Annotated in this window: 15 protein-coding genes and 1 tRNA gene; 8 read left to right on the top strand and 8 right to left on the bottom strand. The window is 67.0% G+C overall.

Features of this window, described 5'->3' with window-relative positions; all coding sequences use genetic code 11:
• Nucleotides 1-96 precede the first annotated feature (96 nt).
• Nucleotides 97-1,188: a hypothetical protein gene (locus ACR2MZ_RS10950; RefSeq protein ID WP_434005074.1), complete on the top strand. Its 1,092-nt coding sequence runs from the start codon at nucleotides 97-99 to the stop codon at nucleotides 1,186-1,188.
• Between the two features lie 178 nt (nucleotides 1,189-1,366).
• On the opposite strand, the gene ACR2MZ_RS10945 is transcribed toward ACR2MZ_RS10950, so the two are convergent.
• Nucleotides 1,367-2,479, bottom strand: coding sequence for an amidohydrolase family protein (locus tag ACR2MZ_RS10945; RefSeq protein WP_434005073.1), 1,113 nt, complete (start codon nucleotides 2,477-2,479; stop codon nucleotides 1,367-1,369).
• A 78-nt stretch (nucleotides 2,480-2,557) separates the two neighbouring features.
• Between ACR2MZ_RS10945 and ACR2MZ_RS10940 the strand changes: the two genes are divergently transcribed.
• Both ACR2MZ_RS10940 and ACR2MZ_RS10935 read left to right on the top strand, forming a co-directional pair.
• Entirely contained in the window at nucleotides 2,558-2,806 is a 249-nt protein-coding gene (locus tag ACR2MZ_RS10940) for a DinB family protein (protein ID WP_434005072.1), read from the top strand.
• Nucleotides 2,807-3,128: 322 nt separating this feature from the next.
• Nucleotides 3,129-4,319, top strand: coding sequence for an IS481 family transposase (locus ACR2MZ_RS10935; RefSeq protein ID WP_434005071.1), 1,191 nt, complete (start codon nucleotides 3,129-3,131; stop codon nucleotides 4,317-4,319).
• Between the two features lie 10 nt (nucleotides 4,320-4,329).
• On the opposite strand, the gene ACR2MZ_RS10930 is transcribed toward ACR2MZ_RS10935, so the two are convergent.
• A tRNA-Ala gene (locus ACR2MZ_RS10930) sits at nucleotides 4,330-4,405 on the bottom strand.
• An 89-nt stretch (nucleotides 4,406-4,494) separates the two neighbouring features.
• On the opposite strand from ACR2MZ_RS10930, the gene ACR2MZ_RS10925 reads away from it, so the two are divergent.
• Nucleotides 4,495-5,094, top strand: coding sequence for a DinB family protein (locus tag ACR2MZ_RS10925; protein ID WP_434005070.1), 600 nt, complete (start codon nucleotides 4,495-4,497; stop codon nucleotides 5,092-5,094).
• A 96-nt stretch (nucleotides 5,095-5,190) separates the two neighbouring features.
• On the opposite strand, the gene ACR2MZ_RS10920 is transcribed toward ACR2MZ_RS10925, so the two are convergent.
• The 6 genes from ACR2MZ_RS10920 to ACR2MZ_RS10895 all read right to left on the bottom strand — a co-directional run bounded on the left by ACR2MZ_RS10920 (nucleotide 5,191) and on the right by ACR2MZ_RS10895 (nucleotide 12,764).
• Nucleotides 5,191-5,409, bottom strand: a complete 219-nt coding sequence (locus ACR2MZ_RS10920; RefSeq protein ID WP_434005069.1) for a hypothetical protein — start codon at nucleotides 5,407-5,409, stop codon at nucleotides 5,191-5,193.
• Between the two features lie 65 nt (nucleotides 5,410-5,474).
• On the bottom strand, nucleotides 5,475-7,163 hold the full coding sequence (locus ACR2MZ_RS10915) for an L-lactate permease (protein WP_434005068.1): 1,689 nt from the start codon (nucleotides 7,161-7,163) through the stop codon (nucleotides 5,475-5,477).
• 53 nt (nucleotides 7,164-7,216) lie between these two features.
• Nucleotides 7,217-7,474 (bottom strand): hypothetical protein, encoded by a 258-nt coding sequence (locus ACR2MZ_RS10910; protein WP_434005067.1) that lies wholly within the window; start codon nucleotides 7,472-7,474, stop codon nucleotides 7,217-7,219.
• Nucleotides 7,475-7,520: 46 nt separating this feature from the next.
• Nucleotides 7,521-10,718: a DEAD/DEAH box helicase gene (locus ACR2MZ_RS10905; RefSeq protein WP_434005066.1), complete on the bottom strand. Its 3,198-nt coding sequence runs from the start codon at nucleotides 10,716-10,718 to the stop codon at nucleotides 7,521-7,523.
• Nucleotides 10,719-10,929: 211 nt separating this feature from the next.
• Nucleotides 10,930-12,057, bottom strand: a complete 1,128-nt coding sequence (locus ACR2MZ_RS10900; protein WP_434005065.1) for an MFS transporter — start codon at nucleotides 12,055-12,057, stop codon at nucleotides 10,930-10,932.
• Nucleotides 12,058-12,107: 50 nt separating this feature from the next.
• Nucleotides 12,108-12,764: a CPBP family intramembrane glutamic endopeptidase gene (locus ACR2MZ_RS10895; RefSeq protein ID WP_434005064.1), complete on the bottom strand. Its 657-nt coding sequence runs from the start codon at nucleotides 12,762-12,764 to the stop codon at nucleotides 12,108-12,110.
• Between the two features lie 93 nt (nucleotides 12,765-12,857).
• On the opposite strand from ACR2MZ_RS10895, the gene ACR2MZ_RS10890 reads away from it, so the two are divergent.
• The 4 genes from ACR2MZ_RS10890 (at nucleotide 12,858) to ACR2MZ_RS10875 (ending at nucleotide 20,193) form a co-directional block, all read left to right on the top strand.
• Nucleotides 12,858-16,235, top strand: coding sequence for an ATP-dependent helicase (locus ACR2MZ_RS10890; protein ID WP_434005063.1), 3,378 nt, complete (start codon nucleotides 12,858-12,860; stop codon nucleotides 16,233-16,235).
• Nucleotides 16,187-19,237, top strand: a complete 3,051-nt coding sequence (locus ACR2MZ_RS10885; RefSeq protein ID WP_434005062.1) for an ATP-dependent helicase — start codon at nucleotides 16,187-16,189, stop codon at nucleotides 19,235-19,237. Before ACR2MZ_RS10890 ends, ACR2MZ_RS10885 begins: the two co-directional genes overlap by 49 nt.
• Complete coding sequence (locus tag ACR2MZ_RS10880) at nucleotides 19,201-19,560, top strand: hypothetical protein (protein WP_434005061.1); 360 nt, start codon at nucleotides 19,201-19,203, stop codon at nucleotides 19,558-19,560. Before ACR2MZ_RS10885 ends, ACR2MZ_RS10880 begins: the two co-directional genes overlap by 37 nt.
• Before the next feature lie 69 nt (nucleotides 19,561-19,629).
• Nucleotides 19,630-20,193 carry a hypothetical protein gene (locus ACR2MZ_RS10875; RefSeq protein WP_434005060.1) on the top strand — a complete coding sequence of 188 codons (564 nt, stop codon included), beginning with the start codon at nucleotides 19,630-19,632 and terminating at the stop codon, nucleotides 20,191-20,193.
• Nucleotides 20,194-20,232: the final 39 nt, after the last annotated feature.

Here is a 20,232-nt window from a genome sequence, read left to right as displayed (position 1 = left end):
TTGCGAGCAGGCTGCATCAGGGGAACTTGAAGCAGTTGGCCGCCCGCCCCACCTTTCGGGAAGGCCTGTGAAGGAGGTATGGCGATGCTCACATCGGTGGCGCTCCGTTCCGTAGTGGTTGGGCTTGTGGCGGTTCTTCTCGCGCTGGGCACGAGTCGGACCGGTGCCGCAGCCGGTCCGGTGGCTGCTCCCGGCTACGACCTGACCACGTTTGCAACCGGAGGTCGTTCGTTCAATCCTGACTCGGTGACCTCGGGCGGCGGCCACATCTTCGTCGGCTACCAGAACGCCACCCCGCCTGACGGCTCCGCCGGTACGAGCACGATTGTGCAGTACGGGATGGACGGGAAGGTGACCCGAACCTGGACTGTGGCTGGCAAGAACGACGGACTGCGTCTGGACCCCTTCACCGGCAAGCTTTGGGCGACGCGCAACGAGGATGCGAATCCAGCTCTGACCATCATCGACCCCAAGACGGGCAACAAAACCGACTACAGCTTTCCCGCGCCTACCCCGCACGGCGGCGGTTACGACGACATCGCGTTCACGCGGCAGGGCACCTTCATAGTTGCTTCCAACCCCACGACTGCGGGAGCCCACGTGCCGGCCGTCCAGCGCGTGACCGGCCTGGCAGGTGGCGTAGTCGGTCTGGAGCCCATCCTCTATGACGATTCGACGGCCATCGATCGCAGCTCCGGCAAGACCACAAATCTGGCGCTGAGCGATCCCGATTCTCTCTGGATCACGTCTGGCGGTAATCTCGCCTTGACCGCTCAGGCTGACCGCCAGGTCATCTTCATCAAGCATCCCGGCAGTCAATCGCAGCGGAACGAGGTGGTCAGCGTCAAGGCGGCCGGCGCTGCTGAAGAACTGGACGACAGTGCGGCTGTGAAGTCCCGTCAGGGGTTCCTGCTCGTGGTGGACCATGACACCAACACCATCTACAAGCTGACCAAGGACGGCGGTTTCCACAGCGGTCAGACGTACTCGGAAGCTCCCAAGGGATCACCAGTTGGCGGCGTCGTGGGCACGCTCGATACGCGCACCGGCAACCTGAGCCCGGTCGTCACTGGCTTTATCAACCCAACCGGCCTGCTCTTCGTAGCGACAGGCGAGCCCTCGGGCGATGATCAGGGCGACAGCGGCGACGGCGGCGACCAGAACAACCAGCAAGGCGGTAATGACTAGAGCGATCAGCAAGCCCGGGCACGACAACGATTGAGCAGACCGCCTGAGTCCGGCTGAGCCAAACCGGGAGGGCGGGGGGCCGACTTGGACAGGTCTCCCCGCCCTTCTTGCTGTCCCTCAGGCCGAGAGTCGAAGCGGGTGTGTGGGCAGCGCGGCGGGCACTCGTCCCGGGCTTGGCTCAGGCCAATGCGGAGGCAAGGTGGTTGGTAGCTACCACACGACCATTGAAGAGAACGACCTCCGGCCGCGGCTGGAGCGTCAACGCCTCCCCCCAACTGCTGGCAGCGTAGATGACCAGGTCGGCGCGCGCGCCCTCCTGAATCCCGTAGGCGTCGAGCCGCCAGGCGCGGGCCGCGTTCTCGCTGACGGCTCGGAGGGCGAAGTCGAGCTCTTGAGAGGTGCCCAACTGGGCGGCATGGGCCGAGATCAAAGCCACTTCCAGCATGTCGCCCCGCCCGAACGGATAGAAGCCATCCTGAACGCAATCCTGGCCAAAGCAGAGGTTGACCCCCGCCCCCCGCAGCTCCCTGATGCGGGTGGTCCCCCGGCGGACCAGACCCCGATCTGCACGTCCTTGAATCATGAGGTTGGTCACCGGGTTCGAGACGATCGTCATCCTCGCCTGCCGGCACTTTTCGATGACCCGCTTCACGTACCCCTCATCCGCCGCCGACAGGGAGCAGACGTGCCCAGCCGTGACCCGGCCCAGCCAACCTCTGGCGAGTGCTTCGTCGGCGACCATCTCCAGCGTGCGGACAGCGCCGTCGTCAGTCTCGTCGACGTGCAGATCGAGATCGCGATCGAACTCCTGCGCCAGGTCAAAGCAGAACCTGACGTGCTCCAACTGGTCCTCTGGCGTCCGCTCCCAGTGAGGCATCCCGCCGATCAGATCGCAACCCATCTCCAGCGCTGAACGCATCAGCCGGGCGGCCCCGGGATCGCTGAGGATGCCTTCCTGGGGGAATGCGATGGTGCGCACCTCCGCCAGGTGACGGCAGTCCTGAGCCGCGAGCATCACCCCAGACAGGGGAATCAGCCCTCCGATGGTGTCGACGTCGACGTGGGAGCGGATCCGCGTGGTGCCATGGCGAACGTGGCTGCGGATGACCTCTGCGGCGCGCTCGCGAACGTCGTCCTCTGTGTAGCGCCGTTTTCGCTCATGGCTGGCAGCTATGGCGCCCGAGAGGGTGCCGTCGTGGTCCGCCAATTGGCTCCGGATCAGCGCCTTGTCGAGGTGCATGTGGGTGTCTATGAAAGCGGGCAGCGCCAGGTACCCGGCGCAGTCAAGCACTAAGCCATCGGCGGGGGCCGGCCCTGACCTAAACCTGCCCTCCCGGATGGCCAACTGGGCCCTACTGCCGTCTGACAGGTGCAAATTCTTGAGCAGCGCGACCTCGGTACCGACCGCGATCGCAGAGGGCATGCTCATGACGCAATTGTTGCGTTGCGGCGTCTCACGTCGAAGGGAGGGCATCTGGAGCGCATCGCGCTGGCGGACTGGGCCCGCAAAGGTACTCATACCGAACTCGGCTCGTACGGCGTGGAGGACTGGCTACGTATCTATGCCGACCACTGTCACGACCATGCCGCGCAGATACGCGTCGCGTCGCAGCGCTGAAAAAGTCTGGCGCAACCCTTGCTGCAGATCGAGGCTAGTCAGAGCTCCCGCGCGTTGGCGCCAGTAGGCGCCTCGTATCAGTGCGGGCTGGGTTAGCACCATGGTCGCGGCGAGACTGTCGATTGTGAGCTAACCAGGAGGCGGATGACTGAGGTCCTGATGAAGTTCAAGAGCCACCGCGAGAATCGGTTCCCCTGAGCAGGCTGTGAGCGGCTCACTCGAATGGGAAGGTGCCGGCGCGGGTGTGTGAGTTCAGTAGATAAGCGACTGGGTCGCCTGCGCATGTCTCGGGTGATAGTGGACCGCCACAGGAGGTGGCGGTATGGAAATGGGGCGCTATCTGGTCGAGGCGGTCGTGTTCGGGGGCCAAAGCCCAAACCAGCTGGCCAGAAGCCACCCCATCTCACGGAGTTGGCTGTTCCGCCTTCTCGCCCGCTATAGACGGGGTGGCCTGGCCGCCATCGAGCCGCGCTCGCATCGGCCCAAGTCATGTCCACACCAGGTCGATCCTGCACTCGAGGCCGCAATCCTCGAGCTCCGAGGGGAGCTGACCCGCGCCGGCTTCGACGCCGGCCCCCAGACCATCCTCCATCACCTCGCCGAACGCTTCCCCCAGCTGCCTTCGCGCGCCACCGTCTGGCGTGTCCTCAAGCGCCAAGGGCTCATCATCCCCCAACCCCACAAGCGTCCCAAGGCATCCTTCAATCGGTTTGAGGCGGACCTCCCCAATCAGCTCTGGCAGGGCGACCTTACCCTCTGGAACCTGGCCGACGGCGCCCAGGTCGAGATCCTGAACCTGATCGATGACCACTCCCGGCTGCTTGTCGCCTCCCATGTTCTGCCCCGATTCAAAGCCGCCGATGTGCTCCGAAGCTTCCTCGCCGCCGCCGATGACTATGGCCTACCGGAGTCATTGCTCACTGACAATGGCGCCGTCTTCACCGCCAACTCCCGCCGCGGCAAAGTGGTCCTTGAATCGCAGCTGGAGCTCTTGGGCGTACAGGCCAAGCACTCAACTCCCTATCACCCTCAGACCTGCGGCAAGGTCGAGCGTCTCCACCAGACCCTGAAAAGGTTCTTGGACAAGCAGTCGCCGGCCAGCTCGGTGGCCATCCTCCAGCTCCAACTCGACGGCTTCCGCACCTACTACAACCAGCAGCGGCCACACCGCGCCCTCGAAGGCAAGTCTCCACTGCAAGCCTTCCACGCCCGAATCAAAGCCGGCCCCTCGCAACCCGGCTCGACTACTGACTACCGCATCCGACGTGACCGTGTCGACGCCGACGGCAAGGTCAGCTTGCGCTTCCTCAGCCAGCTCCGTCATATCTATGTCGGCAGAGCCCACAGTCGGACATCTGTCCTCCTCTTCATCGCCGGCCCCTACGTCCGCATCTGCAGCGACGACGGATCCCTCTTGCGTGAGCTCGTCCTCGACCCGAGTCGCAGCTACCAGCCCTCGACCAGCCCTAAAGTGGTCGCCAATCAATTGAGACAGCGGTCCACTGTCTCCTGAGACATGACAGTGGTGGACCCGAGGGGATTCGAACCCCTGACCTTCTGAATGCCATTCAGACGCGCTCCCAACTGCGCCACGGGCCCTGGTCGGACAGCCCGACATAATACCGGGCGAGCTGGCTGGGACTGGTCGAGCCGGAATGGAACGCGGCAGCCGAGCGGTTGGGTGATGAATGATCGATTTTGGACCCTATCGCCGCAAGGAGAAGACTCTCCGGGAGCTGAGCCAGGGGCTCGACCGGAACGACTTGAAGCAGCTGACCGATGAGATCGTCGACCAGCAGCTGCAGCTGATCGCCGAGGTGCAGGACGAGGACGTTGTGTTCGTTCCGAACGACCCCCAGGCCGACGACACCTTCGCCGCGGCGGAGAGCGAGAGAAATCTCGCCTGGACTCTGGGCCATGTCATCGTCCACGCCACGGCGTCTTCGGAAGAGGGCAGCGCCCAGGCGCTGGAGCTGGCGCGGGGAGTCGAGATTGCGCTCGGCGCCCGGTCCCGGTCAGAGGTGCCCTGCGAGAAGGCGACCACTGCCCAGTTTCTTCGTCAGCGCCTGACGGAGAGCCGCCGTATGCGCCAGTCAATGCTTGACGCGTGGCCGGATGCGCCCGATTTGCTCAACGAATACAAATCCCGGCCGGAGAGCAGTGGTCGGAACGCGTTTGATCGCTTTCTCGCCAGCCTGAGCCATGACGAGGGCCACCTGGCGCAGACCGCCGAAATCGTGCGCCAGGCTCGCACCGCCAGGTCGAGCGTCCAGCCCAGCGTGACGTAGGCAGCCTCAGATCGACTGCAAGGTCGATTTGCCAGTCGCGGACGATTTCGGCGCCGGAGGCCGGTGTGGACCCCTGGCTGCCAGGGCAAGCGCGGCTCAGCTACGGAGCCAGCGGGGGACGCCCTTCAGCCGTTCGCCGGCCAGCGCTCCCGATCCTCCCACCACGCAAGCCAGGTTGACCAGCACCGCCAGATAGAGCGGCTGCATCCAACCCACGCCATTCCAGGCTCGGGATGCGAAGTAGAGCCAGAACCAACCGGCGCCGATCCGAATGGCAGCCTGAAGCGAGCCGGCGGCAGGCGAGCGGGGGATCATGACGCGCTGCTGAGGCTAGCGAAGCGCGCCGTCGAGAAATGCGACGGCGCGCCTACGCCGCGCCTCTAGTGCGCTTGCATCGTGCCCGGGAAGAAGACGTAGAACAGCACGCCGATCAGGATGAGGTAGGCGAGCAGGACCAGCGTCCAGCCCATGTTGTGCCTGATCGCTGCGCCCTCGTTGCGGACATAGCTGGTGGTCGCCACGCCCACGCTGCAGGTCTGCGGGGCGACCGGCTTGCCCACCTCAGCACCCACCGAGTTGAGCGACGGCAGCAGCAGCGCCGGAAAGCCCAACAGCTGGCCGACTGTTTTCTGGAAGGCCCCGAACAGCGCGTTGGTGGAGGTGTTGCTGCCGGAGAGGGCGACGCCGATCCAGCCGACCACCGCCACAATCAGGATGTAGGCAGGGCCGATCTTGGAGAAGCCGTAGGCCATGGAGTTCGCCATGCCTGAGAAGTTGAAGACGTTGGCCAGGCCGAAGATGAAGAACGCAACGAGGAAGGCGCCCCACATCTGCTTCCAGCTTCGAGCCAGGACCGCGGGCAGCAACTTGCCGAAGTTGGGCTTGATGGTCACCGCGAGCAGCGCCAGGATCAGCAGCCAGGCGACGAAGATCGCAGTGCCGGCGACGCCCGGTGCCCAGCTGAAGGTCACTGACCCAGCCTTGCCGGAGATGGAGGAGAGGTAGGCGGCCGACGCCTTGAAGGGCATGTACTTGGGCAGCGGGGACCAGGGTCCCGTCCACAGCACCACGACGATCACCAGGATGATGAACGGCGCCAGGCCCAGCCAGAGATCCGTTCGCGTCTGGGGTCGATTGGCCACCTCAGTCAGGGGCGCGTGCTCGCCCGCAGGCACAGCCGGCGTCAGGACCTCCGCCCGCTTCTGCGCCTCAGGGCTGACGGGCACCCCGCCGAAGCCGAGCGTCTCCTTGGGCTGCCAGACCTTGATGAACAGCAGCAGCACAGCAAAGCAGACGAGCGAGCCGACGATGTCGGGTAGGTAAGGTCCCAGAAATTGGGAGGTGGGGAACTGACCGGCGATGTAAGAGAGCGAGCCGACGATCGCCAGCGGCCACCCGGTTCGAATGCCCCGCCGGCCGCTGACCAGGAAGATCAGCACCCAGGGCGGGAGCAGAGCCAGCACAGCGACGATCTTCCCGATCGAGGCCGAGAGCTCATACAGGTTGAGCTGGGTGACGGCGGCCAGGCCGATGATGGGCGCGCCTAAAGCGCCATAGGAGACAGGCGCGTTGTTGGCGATGGCTGCCACGCGGATGGCGTCGAGTTCGGCGATGCCGAAGGCGATCAGGATAGGCGCCACCACCGCCCACGGGTAGCCAAAGCCCACCAGTCCTTCCAGCAACGCGCCGAAGGCCCAGGCCAGGAGCAGCGTCTGGACCCGGATGTCCGCCGTGGCCTGGACCAGCAGCCAGCGCTTGAAGCTTTCGAACAGTCCCGTGAGCACGAGAGTGTTGAAGATCATCACGCCCCAGAAGGTGATCCAGTTGACGGCCCAGAGGCCCGTCGCGCTGCCCAGCACGTAGGCTCGCAGCGAGCCGTCCAGCGGAGCCTGCCAGAAGAGCAGGCCCAAGAGCAGCGTGACGGCGGAGCCGATGATCACTGCCAGCCAGGCGGTGATTCGGAAAACTGCCAGCAGAAGAAGCAGGAGAATCACCGGCACCAGGGCCAGCAAAGTGGTCAGCAGCAGGTTGCCGGCCGGGTTCAGGACCTGATGAAAGGCTAGAAACATGCTCCCCTCTCCTACTGGGTGAGTCCGCCGCTGTTGTCAGCGCATCGTACGACTCAGCGCGTCCGGTTGCTCCGCTCCTGCAGGTTCCGCCGCTTGGCCCGCTCGCTGGCCGTCGCGGCGAGCAGCAAGCCCGTCAGTACTCCGCCCTCGAGAATCCCGTAGAGGATCGAGCGCCAGAGCGGTTGGTTGAAGGGGCCGAGGTTGGCCGCGAAGAGCAGGATGACCAGCGGTGGGAAGGAGATTGCAACCTGCACAGGCGTTGAAAGCGCCTCCCAACGCTCAGGCAGGCTGGGGCGCGGCCTCGGAGCCATCCCTGGAGGATAGCGGCGTGCACCCTTGCCGAGCTCGGCCGGAGGGCTATTCCCCCGCTTGGCTCACGTCGAGGTTCAGCGGCGTCTGGCCCGCGGCGGCCCGCCGGCGCTTCGCTGCCGGCTGTGCGCCGGCTTCCGCCGCGTTCCGCGGGAGCTTCTCAGCGGGTGGCCGCCTGGCAGTCGCCGGGCGCTTGGCGGAGGTCTCCTTCAAGGCTGGCTGTTGAGGGGCAGCGGCGGGCTCCGTCAAGCCTTTGCTACTCCGCCTGGCGCCAGTCGGGGCGGGCCTGCTCTCGTCACCCTTCGGGGTGACCTCCTCACCGTTCGGTTGGCCGTTAACTCGCTCCGGTGAGGGGCGTGCCCGGCGCGATCGGACTGGTTCCTGGCGGCGGACAACGGCCAGGCCACCCTGCTCTTGCGCGGCCGCCAGGATCTCCCGAATGGCCTTGGGCTTCAGCCCTACCGATCGCGTTGTGCTGGCGCGGGTGTCAAGAGGAAGCTGGACGAGCTCGACAGCTGTCGGCCGCTCCTCTGCGCCGTCATGGGAGCCGGGTCCCTGACCGCCCCGTTCCCCCGCGGCCGCCGCCTGAGCCGGGTCTCCGGATTCCGGCCCCTGGGGGCCGGAGCCGTTCCGCGCAACGGCAGCTTCGGCGCCACGCTGTTGATCCGGCGCTGCCCCCCGTCGGGGTCGGCGCCGGCGGCCCCCACGCCCGTTCCTGGCTGCGGCTCCGCCAGCAGGGGCATGGTCGCCAGTCTGGTCTGAGGCACCGCCGGCGGACTTGTCGGCGAGGTCCGTCTGAGCAACTGCCGGGGACTGCGCCGCAGCAGCGGTGGGCTCGGATCCGTCCGGGCGTCCCCGCTCGTCCTTACCGGCCGGTGCGAGAGCGAACTCTTCTGCCTGCAGCAGCTCGGCCGTCTCCCCGCTGGTAACTCCCTGCTCCAGCGGGGCGAGCTGCGGCCCGCGGCCGTCCGAACCGCGCCGTCGCCGGCGATTCCGTCCACGCTCGCCGCGGCGGGGCCGAGACAGCCGCTGGACCTGCGAGCGGACGCCGACCCGCTGGCAGGCGGTGACCACAGCTCCCACGCCGGCCACCAAACCCTCTTCCTTGGCGTGCTCGAAGAGCGGCCCGAAGAGCTCGGGCGCGCCGCCGATGACTGTCTTGGAGTCGCCCACCACCACCAGCAGCTTCTTGGCTCGGGAGATGGCGACGTTGACGCGGTTTGGGTCGTTCAGGAAGCCGATCGCCGAGCGATCGTTGGAACGGACCAGCGAGAGGATCACCGCGTCGGACTCGCGGCCCTCGAAGGCGTCCACGGATTCGATGTCGTCTGGCGGCACTATGCCCTTCAGGGCCGAGACGAGCCTGTTCACCTGGGACGAGTACATGGCGATGACAGCCAGGCGCGACTTGCGCACGCGGCGCCGGATGATCGATGTGATGTCCTTGCAGAGCGCCACCTCGAACTCGTTCGCCACCGAGCGCTGGGCGTCGCGATACTCGTCCTGGGCGCCTGTGTCAACCCAGACCAGCTCCCGGTCGAACGGCCAGGGCAGCGGCATGCGCTGGTGAGGCGATTCGTGGATCAGCTTGCCTTCGTAGAACAGATCGGAGACCACCCGGCCGATGGGCTCCCGCATCCTGTACTGGCGCGGCAGCATGATCTTCGCTCCCGCCGGCGATTCGTCCCAAGCCCAGCCGTAAAAGCTTGAATCACGCACGAGCTCGTCCAGCGGGCTCCTGATCTCGAAGCCGATCGCCGCCTCCTCCATGACCGGCGGCAGCTGGTTCATGTCGCCGATCATCACCCAGCGCTTGGCGAGCGGCAGCAGTGACAGCGCCTCGTTGGCGCGCACCTTGTTGGCCTCATCGAGGATCACCCAGTCGAAGACGCGGAAGCGCAGACGCGAGTCGATGGCAAGCCGGTTCACGGTTCCTGCCACCAGGTTGAACGGCTCCAGGTCGTCGCCGTCGACCAGCGTATGGCGCAGCCGTCGCGGCACCTTGCCAGGCTCGGCGATGCGGACCTGGCGGACGTGGCTGAAGCCGAGCAGGCGCTCCTGGCCGGTGTCCACAGCATCGTTGGAGTGCGACGAGAGCAGGATCGAGGCCTCGTTGTTGCGGCTCAGGATGCGGCGGATCGACTCCACGATGGCTGTGGTCTTGCCGGTTCCCGGTGGTCCCTGGATCAGATACATCTGGCCCGGCCGCATGCCCATCACGCGGCTCACCGCTTCCGACTGCTCGTCGTTGGGTTGAGGCAGGTGGGCGGCACGCTTGCCGTCGAGGGAAACGCGGGGCGGGATCCCGAGCCACCCGGGATCGGCGAGCTGGGCGCCGAGGGCGCCGGTGCGAGGCGAGCCGATCATCAGCTGCCGGATCACCGAACGCTGCGCTTCGAACATCTCCACACTGGCCGTGGGCAGCACCACTCCCTCGTCAGGCAGAGGGTCGTAGCGGCGGAAGGAGACGATGAGCGTGTTGCCGCTGGCGCGGTCAAGGGTCATGCCGCGGTATTCAGGAAAGCTGGGCGAGCGAACGGTCAGGGAGTCGATGCCACGGTAGATGCGGGCGTCTGTGCCGTCGACCAGCTGCAGCGCAGCTCGTACATACTCGCCGCCACGCATATCCTCGCCGCATTCAGGACATTGAATGCCCAGCGAGATCGGCGCCCGGTTCTCGCAGCGGGGGCATTCGATCCACTGCTCGGTGGCCTCGAAGCGGCGGATGGTGGCCTCCGCGAGGTGTTCGCGGAAGTCGCGGAGATGCTCGATGAAGCGCAGGGTTGAGTCCAGGATGGGCAGGGTCTTGGCCTTCTCTCGCAGCACGAACGAGGTCAGCGCCTCCAGCTCGCCGTCCCACTCCTGGACCAGCGCCAACTCGGAGTAGCGAAGGTTGAGACGAGCCTTCTCGATCTCGAACTCCTTTTCCAGCTGCTGCATCTCGGTGATCTCGAGCGCGAGGCCGCGCTGAGTGCGGCCCAGGCGGCCGGTGACCAGCGTCTGGTCCACCTGGCCCATGAAGTCAAGTGGCCGGTCCGCCTTGCTGACCGTGTAGGTGCCGTCGATCTCTCGGTGTTCCTCCAGCACCTGGCGCAGCCACTCGGGGCCGCCCGGGATGAACTCCAGCTTCTGAGCGGCGGGGCTGCCGGGGCGGACGCGGATGCCCAGGCGTCCAGTCTTGATGACCTCCCCCGGCAGATCCGGATCCCACAGGGGCAGGATGTCGCCAGGGTTTGGTGTGCTCATGGGCTAAAAGCCGCCGCCCACTGCCCAGACAGATGGGCGCAGACGCGCGGAAAGGTTGGGGCTGGAGCGCCAGCCACGTCAGTGGCCGAGGAGAAAGGTGGGATCAAGTCGTTTCCCGGGCACGCCCTCGCGCCGAGCGCCTGAGATCAGGCTGGCCGGTGCCCTGCAGGGAGTTTACACATTCGTTCGAGCCAACAGCGCCCGAGGTGTGTCAATCAGGCAGTCGTCCGCCTGAAGTGCCCGGCAGGAGCAGGAGCAGCAGCGCCCCCCCGACTCCTGCCGACATCATCAGCAGCAGGCTCCGGCCAAGGCCCAGCTGGGGTTCCACAAACCCGACCAGAAGAAGCCCGGCCGCCCCGCCCGCGGCGGCCGCAACGGCCGCGGTGGTGTCGGCGGTGGCCCGAGCTCGCGTCGGGAACAGCTCTCCCAGCCAGGCCCCGGCAATGGCCACGTTGGCGCCGGCGAGCAGCGTCCAGAGCAGGTCGCCCGCCAGGTAGGGCCCCGGTCCTCCGGCGAAGCTCAAACCGGTTGTGAGCGCGGTCGCCAAAGCCAGCCCAACCGCCGGCAGCCGGCGATAACCCCTTGCCGCCAACCACGAGCCGGCGGCGAACCCAGGGAGTGAGCCGAGGCCCGCCGCGACGAAGACCAGACTGATCACCGTTGCACTCAGATGGAGCTCGCGCTGTCCGAAGAGCGCGAGCAGCAGGTTGGCAGGGCCGAAGAGGGCTTCCCCGAGCGCTGTGGCGAGCGCCAAGAATGCCAGTCGCTGCCGCCAGGGAGGGGCCAACAGCAGGCGCAGGCCCCCGGGCGCCGCTTCCAATCTGCGCCAGGCGCGGCTCTCTGGCAGCCGGCGCAGAAGCAGGGGCAGCGCCAGCAGCCCGGCGGCGCCCAGGGCGTAGAGAAGCCGCCAGTTCGGCGCCAGGAAGGGATAGAGAACCACGCTCAGCCCCGCCCCGGCGCCGCCGGCCACCGCCAGAAATGACAACGCAGTGCCGCGGCCGCGGGCCGGCGCCTGCTCGACAGCGTACGCCGCTGCCGTCCCCGCCACGGCGGTCTCGAGAGCGACTGCCAGGAGCCGGCTGGCGGCCAGCCAGGGCAGACCGGGCGCAGCGGCGCTGAGCAGGTTCGCAAGCGAGAAACCTGCCACCCCGGCCACTATCACGCGGCGCCGGCCGAAGCGGTCGGCGCTCACCGCCAGGGGCAGGCCCAGAAGAGAACCCACGGCCAGGAGCGCCCCCAGAGCCGCGAGGGTTGGAACATTTGCGTGGAACTCTTGACCGATCGCCGGCAAAGCGAGGGTGAGGATGGAGCTGTCGAAGCTGACCAGCCCGACAGCCAATCCCGCCAGAGCCAGGCCCAGCTGACCGGAGGCCAGCTGCCGGAGGCGCCTTAGTGTCCCCAGGCCAGAAGTCTCAGTCGCCAGAGGAGCCAAGGGCCTGGGCCCAGGAATCCGCAGGTGGCACCGGCATGGGCAAGGCTCACCGCCAAGAGAGACGGCGGTCCGGGCAGCAGCCAGTAGAGAAGCGCCAGGGGCATTCCAACCAGGGTGGTCGCCGCGACCTCCTGCCAGGCCCAGGCACCTAACCGGTGATACAGCACGTACGCGGCAGTGGCTGCCGGCAGGCCGAGAGCCGGGCCCGCGAGTGCGGTGAGCGCACCCTGGAGCAGCCCGCGGAAGACAGCCTCCTCGAGCGGAGCGTTGAGCAGGAGGTAGTAGCCGGCCTGCAGCCACAGATCCGCGCCTGAGCCCGGAACGGCCAGCGCCCGGCGCCGCCGGCTCAGCCCCAGCTGTACTGCAGCACCGCCGAAGAAGAGCAGCACGGCGCCCACCGCTCCCGCGGCCAGCTGTGTCGACGGGTCGCCAGCGCTCACGCCCAGCCAGCGCGGTCGGAGCAGGACCCAGACGGTGACGACCACCGCCGCGAAGGGAAGCAACCGCCGCGCGATGTCCTGGCGCATCCAGCCGAGGCTGTCGCTGAGCTGGCTGCGCCGAACCTCCACCCGTTCGGGCGGGTGGGCATACTGCTTCCTCAGGCGAAGGGCCACCCCCGAATTGTGAGGGTGCGCGCCCTGCCTTGGTGCAGGGCGCCTTCCTTAACAATGGACGGCCCGAAATCCCGGCCTCATAATTAGGAACGCATGTTCGGTAACGCCCTGTCCGCCGCTGAATTCGACGGCCCTGTCCGGCTGATCGCCGGCCCCGGCGCCGGTAAGACCAAGGCGCTGGTCGACCTCTACCAAAGTCTGATCAGCACAGGTCGGGCCACGCGCGGCGAGATCCTGGTTCTGACCTTCTCCAAGGCGGCGGCGGAGGAGCTGGCGCGCCGGATCGACGACCGGCTGGTCGACTCCTATCCGGAGGCCTGGATCAGCACGTTTCACAGCTTCTGCGCCCGCCTTCTTCGCGAGCAGGAGCCACGTTCAGAAAAGCTCCTTCTGAACGGGTTTCAGGAGTGGCTCTCAATGCAGGCGGCGCTCACGGGCATGCCCGCAGCCGAGCTGGGCGGGCTCTCGGCAGTCGCCCCCACCGACACCTTCGCCCAGGACGCCCTCGGCTTCGTCGCCATGCTGAAGCAGAACCGCGTGGGCCATCGCGAGTTCCGGCTCGCGGCTCTCACCAGCGGCTCGGAGCGCGTGCAGGCGCTTTCAGCCGCCTACAGCGCTTATCAGGAGCGCTGTGAGGCGGCCGGGCTGGAGGACTTTCGTGATCTCATCGCCAATGCCATCCATCTGTTGGAACGCCGGCCTGAGCTGTGCGAGCGGCTTCGCCACAAGTTCCGCTTCGTGCTGGTCGACGAGTTCCAGGATGTGGATCCTGCGCAGTTTGCCCTGCTGACACTTCTGGTTCCCCCAGCCAGCCGGCCCCGGCTGCTGGTCGCCGGAGATCCGGACCAGTCGATCTACCGCTTCCGGGGCGCGGTGCCAGATCTCCTGACGAAGAGGTTCGCGGCAGTCTATGGCGGCCATTTGCTGGAGCTGAACCTGAGCCATCGCTGCCCGCCTGAAGCGCTCTCCGCTGCGGGCCGGCTGCTGCGGGCGACGCAGCCTGGAGCGCCCCAGCGCGAGTTCCAGAGCGCGGTGCCAGCGACTGACTGCGTGAGCGTGGCTAGGGAGGCCAACGCCATCGACGAAGCCTTCTTCGTCGCCCGTGAGATCCGCCAGCTCCTGCTGGCCGATTCCACCCTCCGGCCGGGCGACTTCGCCATTCTTCTCCGCTCGACTCTTCAGAACGCGGCACCGTTCGAGGAAGCTCTGCGCGCGCTCCACCTGCCCTCCGAGGTTCGCGGGGCAGGTGGCTTTGTCAGCAACGAGGTGGTGCGCTTTCTGCTGACCATGCTGCGCGCATTGAACGCCCCTGAGGAACCAGAGTCGTTGGCGGCAGTTGTCGCCTCTCCGTTGAGCGGTGTGCCGGCGGCAACCGCTAGCCGGCTGCGTCAGGAGTGTTTGGAGCAGGGCAAACCGCTCCCGCGCCTGGTGAGGCGCCTGATGTACTGGCTCCACGAGCTGGACGCGCCGCGCTATCCATTGCCCTGGGAAGCCGGCGGACCGAGGCTCGCAGAGGCCCCGCTCGGTCCCGCCCCGGGCATTCCGACCGGTTCTGGCCCTCACCCGCCCACCGATTCGACTCTGCCGCACCTGCCTACCGACGGCTCCCCGGTGGCGGCCGAGACGCCTGCCGACCCAGGCCTCGACGGCCCCGCGCCGGCAGTTGAGATCAGGCCGCCCGCGCCGGCCGGCTATCTGACAGAGGCGGAGCTGGACGCTCTCCACCGAGCGGTGACCACCTATTACCGCGGCTCCCGCAAGGCGCGCCACCTGCCGCTGCGCGCGCTCGCTTACTGGTTGCTCATGGAAGCCGGCGTCATGCAGAGGCTCTTGCTCGCGGCGGGAGCTAGACCCGCTGAAGAGCCCGCCGCGTCACTGGCTGCCCTCAACGTGGCGCTCACTGCACTGGCGGATCTGGAAGGGGCCTGGCAGCGGCTCCACGGCCGGCCGCCTCTGCTGTCGGACGTCGCGGCGCGGCTGGAGGGCCTGCTGGCTCGAGCTGTCGACGATGTGGAGGCCGCCGCGCCGAGCGGTTCGGGGGTCCAGATCCTGACGGTGCATCAGGCGAAGGGGCTCGAGTTCGCGGTGGTCTTCCTGTCAGGCTTCGGCGAGGGCATCTTTCCCCTGGCGGCGCGGCCGAACCCAGTCCTCGAGGAGGAGGACCAGGCCTGGCTGGCCGCTGAGCTGAAGGGCTTCATCCCCAGCTGGCCCGCGAGCGCCGAGGAGCACGTGGCCGAGGAGGGCAGGCTGGCTTACGTGGGACTGACCCGCGCCAGGCGCCGGCTGTACGTCACCTATGCCGACGAGTACAGCCAGCCTGTGGCACCGTCGCCCTTCCTGGAACCGGCTCTGAACGAGGTTCGTCACTGCGAGCTGTCGCGCAGCGGCCTCGGCGTGGATCCGGAAGCCGTGCTCAGCCTGACAGAGGCTGAGACGCTTCTGACAGGTGTGGCTCTGACCGCGCAGCAGGCGGACCGGCTGCGGGCTCTCGGCGCGGACACAGCCTTTCTCGGCGACGCCGCTGCCGGTCAGCCGTTCCAACCTGAGCTTGTCCGTCCCCAGCACGTGGCGCCGGCGAGTTTTTCGGCCACCGCCATCAACGACTACATCAAGTGCCCGCGCCTCTACTGGTTCAATCAGCATCCCGGCCTCGCCAAACCTCTGCGCGGGGTGGAGCTGTCCCGCGGTGGCTTCATCCACGATGTGCTGGAGGAGTTTCACCGCCGGGAGGACGAGTGGCGCGACGGCACATTGCAGGCCAAGGGGAACCTGCTGCGCGCCATCTACGAGGAGCGGTTGGGATCCTATCTGGACCAGCAGGAAGGCGTCTTGGACCGCAAGCGTGAGGAGCAGCTGGTGCATCGCATCCTGCGCAACTACATCGAGTTTGTGGTGGCCGGCAGCCAGCCGCTGCCTCGGCGGTGCACGCTGGCCGTCGAGAAGCGTTTTGTCCTGCAGCTCGAGGGAGCCGAGATTCACGGCAAGATCGACCGCGTCAACGACCTCGGTGACGGCACCTGCGAGGTGATCGATTACAAGTCGGGCAAGGCGTACGGCGCCCAATCCAAGTACAGGGAGTGCTTCGGAGACGATCCTGTCGACGTCCAGCTCCTCCTCTACTACCTCGCCTGCCGGGAAGGGGTGGACGAAGAAAACCGGCCGCTCGCATTCAATCCCCGCTATCTCTCCCTGTGGTATCCGAAGGAGTACAGGAGCAAGTACAAGGAGATCAGCCAGGTCATGTTCGCCATCGGCGAACGGCTGGCGGGGCCCAAGGCGTGGCAGCACAGACTCCTGACCGATGAGGACCTCAGCCAGGGCCGGGCAACTGTTGTCAGCGCCATCCAGCAGATCCGCTCAGGCGATTTCCAACCGCGGCCCAGAGCCGACGTCTATGGCACCTGCCTTAACGCCTTCAGCGGTTGCCCGCACGCAACGATCTGCCACTACGGGCGGGGACCAGCGGAATGATCGGTCAGCTGCCGATTACAGAGCTGACCCATGAACAGCTGGCCGCCACCCGGGCCGGGGTGGATGGCGCCTGGCTCATAGCTGCCGGTCCCGGAACCGGCAAGACGTTCACGATCGTGGAGCGCTTTCTCTGGCTCGTTCAGGAGATGGGCCTGCGGCCTGACAGCATCCTGACCATGACGTTCACCGAGGCGGCGGCGGCGGAGTTGCGCGAGCGACTGCAGGGCCGGCTGGAGCAGTCGTTGGATGAGGCTTGGATCGGAACCTTCCACGGGCTGTGTGGGCGGCTGATCCGTGACCATGCCTATCTGATCGGCCTGCCCCGCAACCTGCGGACCCTGGATGACCTTGGTCAGCGCCTCCTCCTTGACCGCCTTCAGGCGCAGTTTCGAAGCGGCGCCGAGCCGGGGCTGGAACATGAGTTCAGGCAGCTGCAGGCGGACGACCTTGAGATGCTCCTCAAGGCAGCACCCAACTTCACCCTGAAGTTGAAAGGGAGGGGCATCTCGCCTGACGAGTTCAAGCACCTGGCCGACGCAGCACATGTGCGGCAGGAGCATCCCACCCCCGAGTCCGCGCAGGCTGAGCTGGAGTCGATCGAGGTGGTCCACACCTTCTTCAGCGCCTACGAGCGCAGGCTGCGCGAGGCAGGCAGGCTGGACTTCGACGATCTGATCCTGCACACGATTCATGCTCTCCGCGCCCGGTCCGAGTTCCAGGGCAGGTGTCGCCGCCAATTCCGTCACCTCCTCATCGACGAGTTCCAGGACACCAACGGCATCCAGCTGCAGCTGATCGAGCTGCTCGCCGCGCCGGGCTTTGGCAACGTGACTGTCGTCGGGGACGCCAAGCAATCGATCTACGGCTGGCGCGACGCCGAGATCGAGAACATCCGGACCGGCTTTCCCGGCCGGCCGCTGCCGCTGACAGTCAACCGCCGCTCCCGTCAGGAGATACTCGACTGCGCCACCGACTTCATCCGTCGGGATCCTGACTTCAGCTCGGAACCCGACCTCATCGCGACCAGGGGTCCAGCCGGTCAATGCGTGACAGTGATGATGGCCGGGGACGCCGCGGACGAGGCGCGGCTGGTCGCCGCCGAGATCGAGCGGCTGGTCCGCTCGGGGGCGTCCTATCGGCACATCGCGCTCCTCACCTATTCGACACGCCACCTACCACCGGAGTTCGAGCAGGAGCTGCGCCGGCGCGGCATCCCTTACGTCACCGCCGGCGGATCCGGCTTCTTCGATCGGGAGGAGACCAAGGACGTGCTGGCGCTGGTCAGGCTCGTCGCGGACCCGCTGCACGACGGCGCGCTGGCCCGGCTGCTGCAGGGCCCGGTCATCCGCCTGGATGATGCCGCCGTGTATCGGTTGGCGTCGCGACGCTTCGGTCGCTGGGGGATGCGCCTGCGCGACTGCCTCAATGAGTCTCAGGCTGAGGGCTGGCCGGAGGTCCCCCTGGAGTGCGTTTCGCGCCTGGAACGGAACCTGGAGTTGGTGGACGAGCTCGCCCGGCGCTCGGACCAGCTGTCGGTTGCCGACGCGTTGAACCAGCTGCTGGAGGGGTCGGGCTACCTGCGCCACTGCCAGCTGAGGTCCCGCCGGGAAGGGCCGCGCTCTCTCCGCAACGTACGCAAGGTCTTCGAGCTGGCCAATAGGTACGAACAGGAGGAAGCGCTGGGCGGGATCGCAGGTTTCGTCAGCCACCTGGACCGCGTGATGGCGGGCAGGGACTTGAGTGAAGCCAGTCCGCCAGAGGCGGAGGAGGCCGTCCGGCTGCTGACGATTCATGGCGCGAAGGGCCTGGAGTTCGGGACAGTGTTCCTTCTGAACGTCCGTACACCGAAGCCGACCAGTCGGGATCAGCTGTTCTTCGATCAGCAGCTCGGCTTTCTGATGAAGAGGTGGAGGGGCGAGCCCCACCCGCGCTATGACGTCCACAGGCCGGATAGTGCAGTCAAGCGGTTGACCACGCGCGAGAGGCGGCGCGCCGTCTATGTGGCGCTCACCCGGGCTCGCGACTCCGTCTACATCAGCGCCGCTCGCAGCGAGAGCCACCCAGGGGAGATAACAGGGGAGCTGGAGCCAGACGACCATTTCGGTGAGCTCTTGGAGTGGGCTCTCGAGCACCCGGCGGCTGCGCGGGTTGTCACGGCCGAGCAGCTGCAGCTGGGCGGCGGGCTGACGCCGGCGCCAAGCGCCGCACAGGCCCCCGTCGATGTCGAGGCACTGATCGAGCGCCTGGAGCTGCTGGACGCCTCCGGTCGCTCAGCGCCCATTGACGGGGATGCCCGTCGGCGGCTGAACGTGAGCTTCTCCCAGCTTCATCAGTTCGAGCTGTGCCCGGTTCGCTACCGCTTCCAGCAGGTCTGGCGGGTGCCTTGTCCGCCCGACGAGCTCCTGCCCCAGGCGGCGGCCTCGGAGACGGGGGGCCTCGATCTCGGAGCGGCGGTCCACGAGGCGCTGGCCGCTTGGCACAGCGTTGGCGGTGAAATCAGTGCGCACTACTCGGGACCCCCGGAGGGCCGGCAGATGCTTCTGGCGTACGCCGCGCAGCCCCTGGCTAGGGCCAGAACCCTGGCGACCGAGATTGACTTCACCCTGCGATTGGACACCGGGAAGCCGGCCGGAGAGGTGGTCCTGCGCGGGGTCGCCGACCGGATTTGTGAGATGGACGGGCGCACCCTCATCGTCGACTACAAGACGAACGCCAACCTGAACCGAAGGCTGCGGCGGGCCTACGCGATCCAGCTCCAGTTGTACGGGCTGGCCTTGGAGCAGGGTCTGCTCCCAGGCCACGCGGATGGTTACCGGTTGGCGCTGTGCGACCTTCGGCGGGGTGAGCTCATCGAGATCGAACCCGATGCCGGTGCGGCCAGGGGCTGGGTCACCGAGGCTGCCCAGCGCATTCGCGACAGCGACTTCCAGCTTGGTCCGCAGCATCACGACAGGCCCTGCTTCTTGTGCGCCTTCCGGCCGATCTGTTCCGACCGCAGGTGAGGGGCGCCGACGGGCTGGAAGTCCGCTATTTCCAACGCCGCGATCTGCCGGCGGCGATCGAGTTTGCCGAGGCCGGGGGCATCGCCGTTCACCGCAACTTTGACCGCTATCACGGCACGCTTTCTCCCCGAGGTATTGCCATGGACAGGCCGTTCCTGCACGTCATCGGGCTCCGCTCGCAGCTGCAGGCGTGGGGCGCCGGCTACGGCCTCCGGCCAGAGTGGATCCAGCCGGAGAAGCGGCGCCGAGTAGCTCACTACGACGTCTTCGGTGAGCACGCCGAGCGGCTGCTGGAGAGGCTGGGAGTGGCCGGCGAGGTGTGACGCATCGCGTCAGATGCGTTACAATGACGCATAGCGTCAATCAATTCATCGCCAAGGAGCGACTTTCCCATGAACGAAGACACGAAGACCCTGCAGGAGCGGACGGCCGACACCACAGCCGGCGTGATCAAGGAGACCGCTAAAGCGGCGTCGCAGCCCCGTCGCAGCGCGCGCAAGCGCATCACGAGCCTGGAGCGCAGCGGCGCTCCCACCGTTCGGCGAGCGCGGCGTCAGGCTGCCCAGCTGGTGACCGAAGCGGCGAGCGCGACGACAGCTCTCGTGGACGGGACCATCACCTCGCAGATTGTGCTTCGGGGTCTCGGCCTGGTGAGGTCGCAGGCCCGGCGCCACGACCTGGTCGGTGAGGCCGCATATCGGACTCTGCAACTGGTGCACGACGGCTTTGCCAACGCTGTCAAGTCATTTGCCCGCTTCGAGGCGGCCAGCGAGCCCCCTGTTCGGACCAGGGTGAGCCGTGCTGCTCCGTCGACCCGCACAGCAGCGGCTCGCACCCGGCGCCGGACCAGCACCGCTTCCAACCGGGCGGCTGCTCGGCCGACAGCGGCCGGAACACCCCGAAAGCGGCCCACGACGTCGACCCGTCGTGCCGTCACCAGGGGGTCCACCACCTAAGCCCAAGGCGGACGAGGAGCGCCGGACGCTCGTGCGTCC

The sequence above is a fragment of the Candidatus Dormiibacter sp. genome (genome assembly GCF_050999135.1).
Classification (GTDB): Bacteria; Chloroflexota; Dormibacteria; order Dormibacterales; family Dormibacteraceae; genus Dormiibacter; species Dormiibacter spiritus.
The sequence above is the reverse complement of the archived record's forward strand: the minus strand, read 5'-3'. Positions and strand labels throughout refer to the sequence as shown.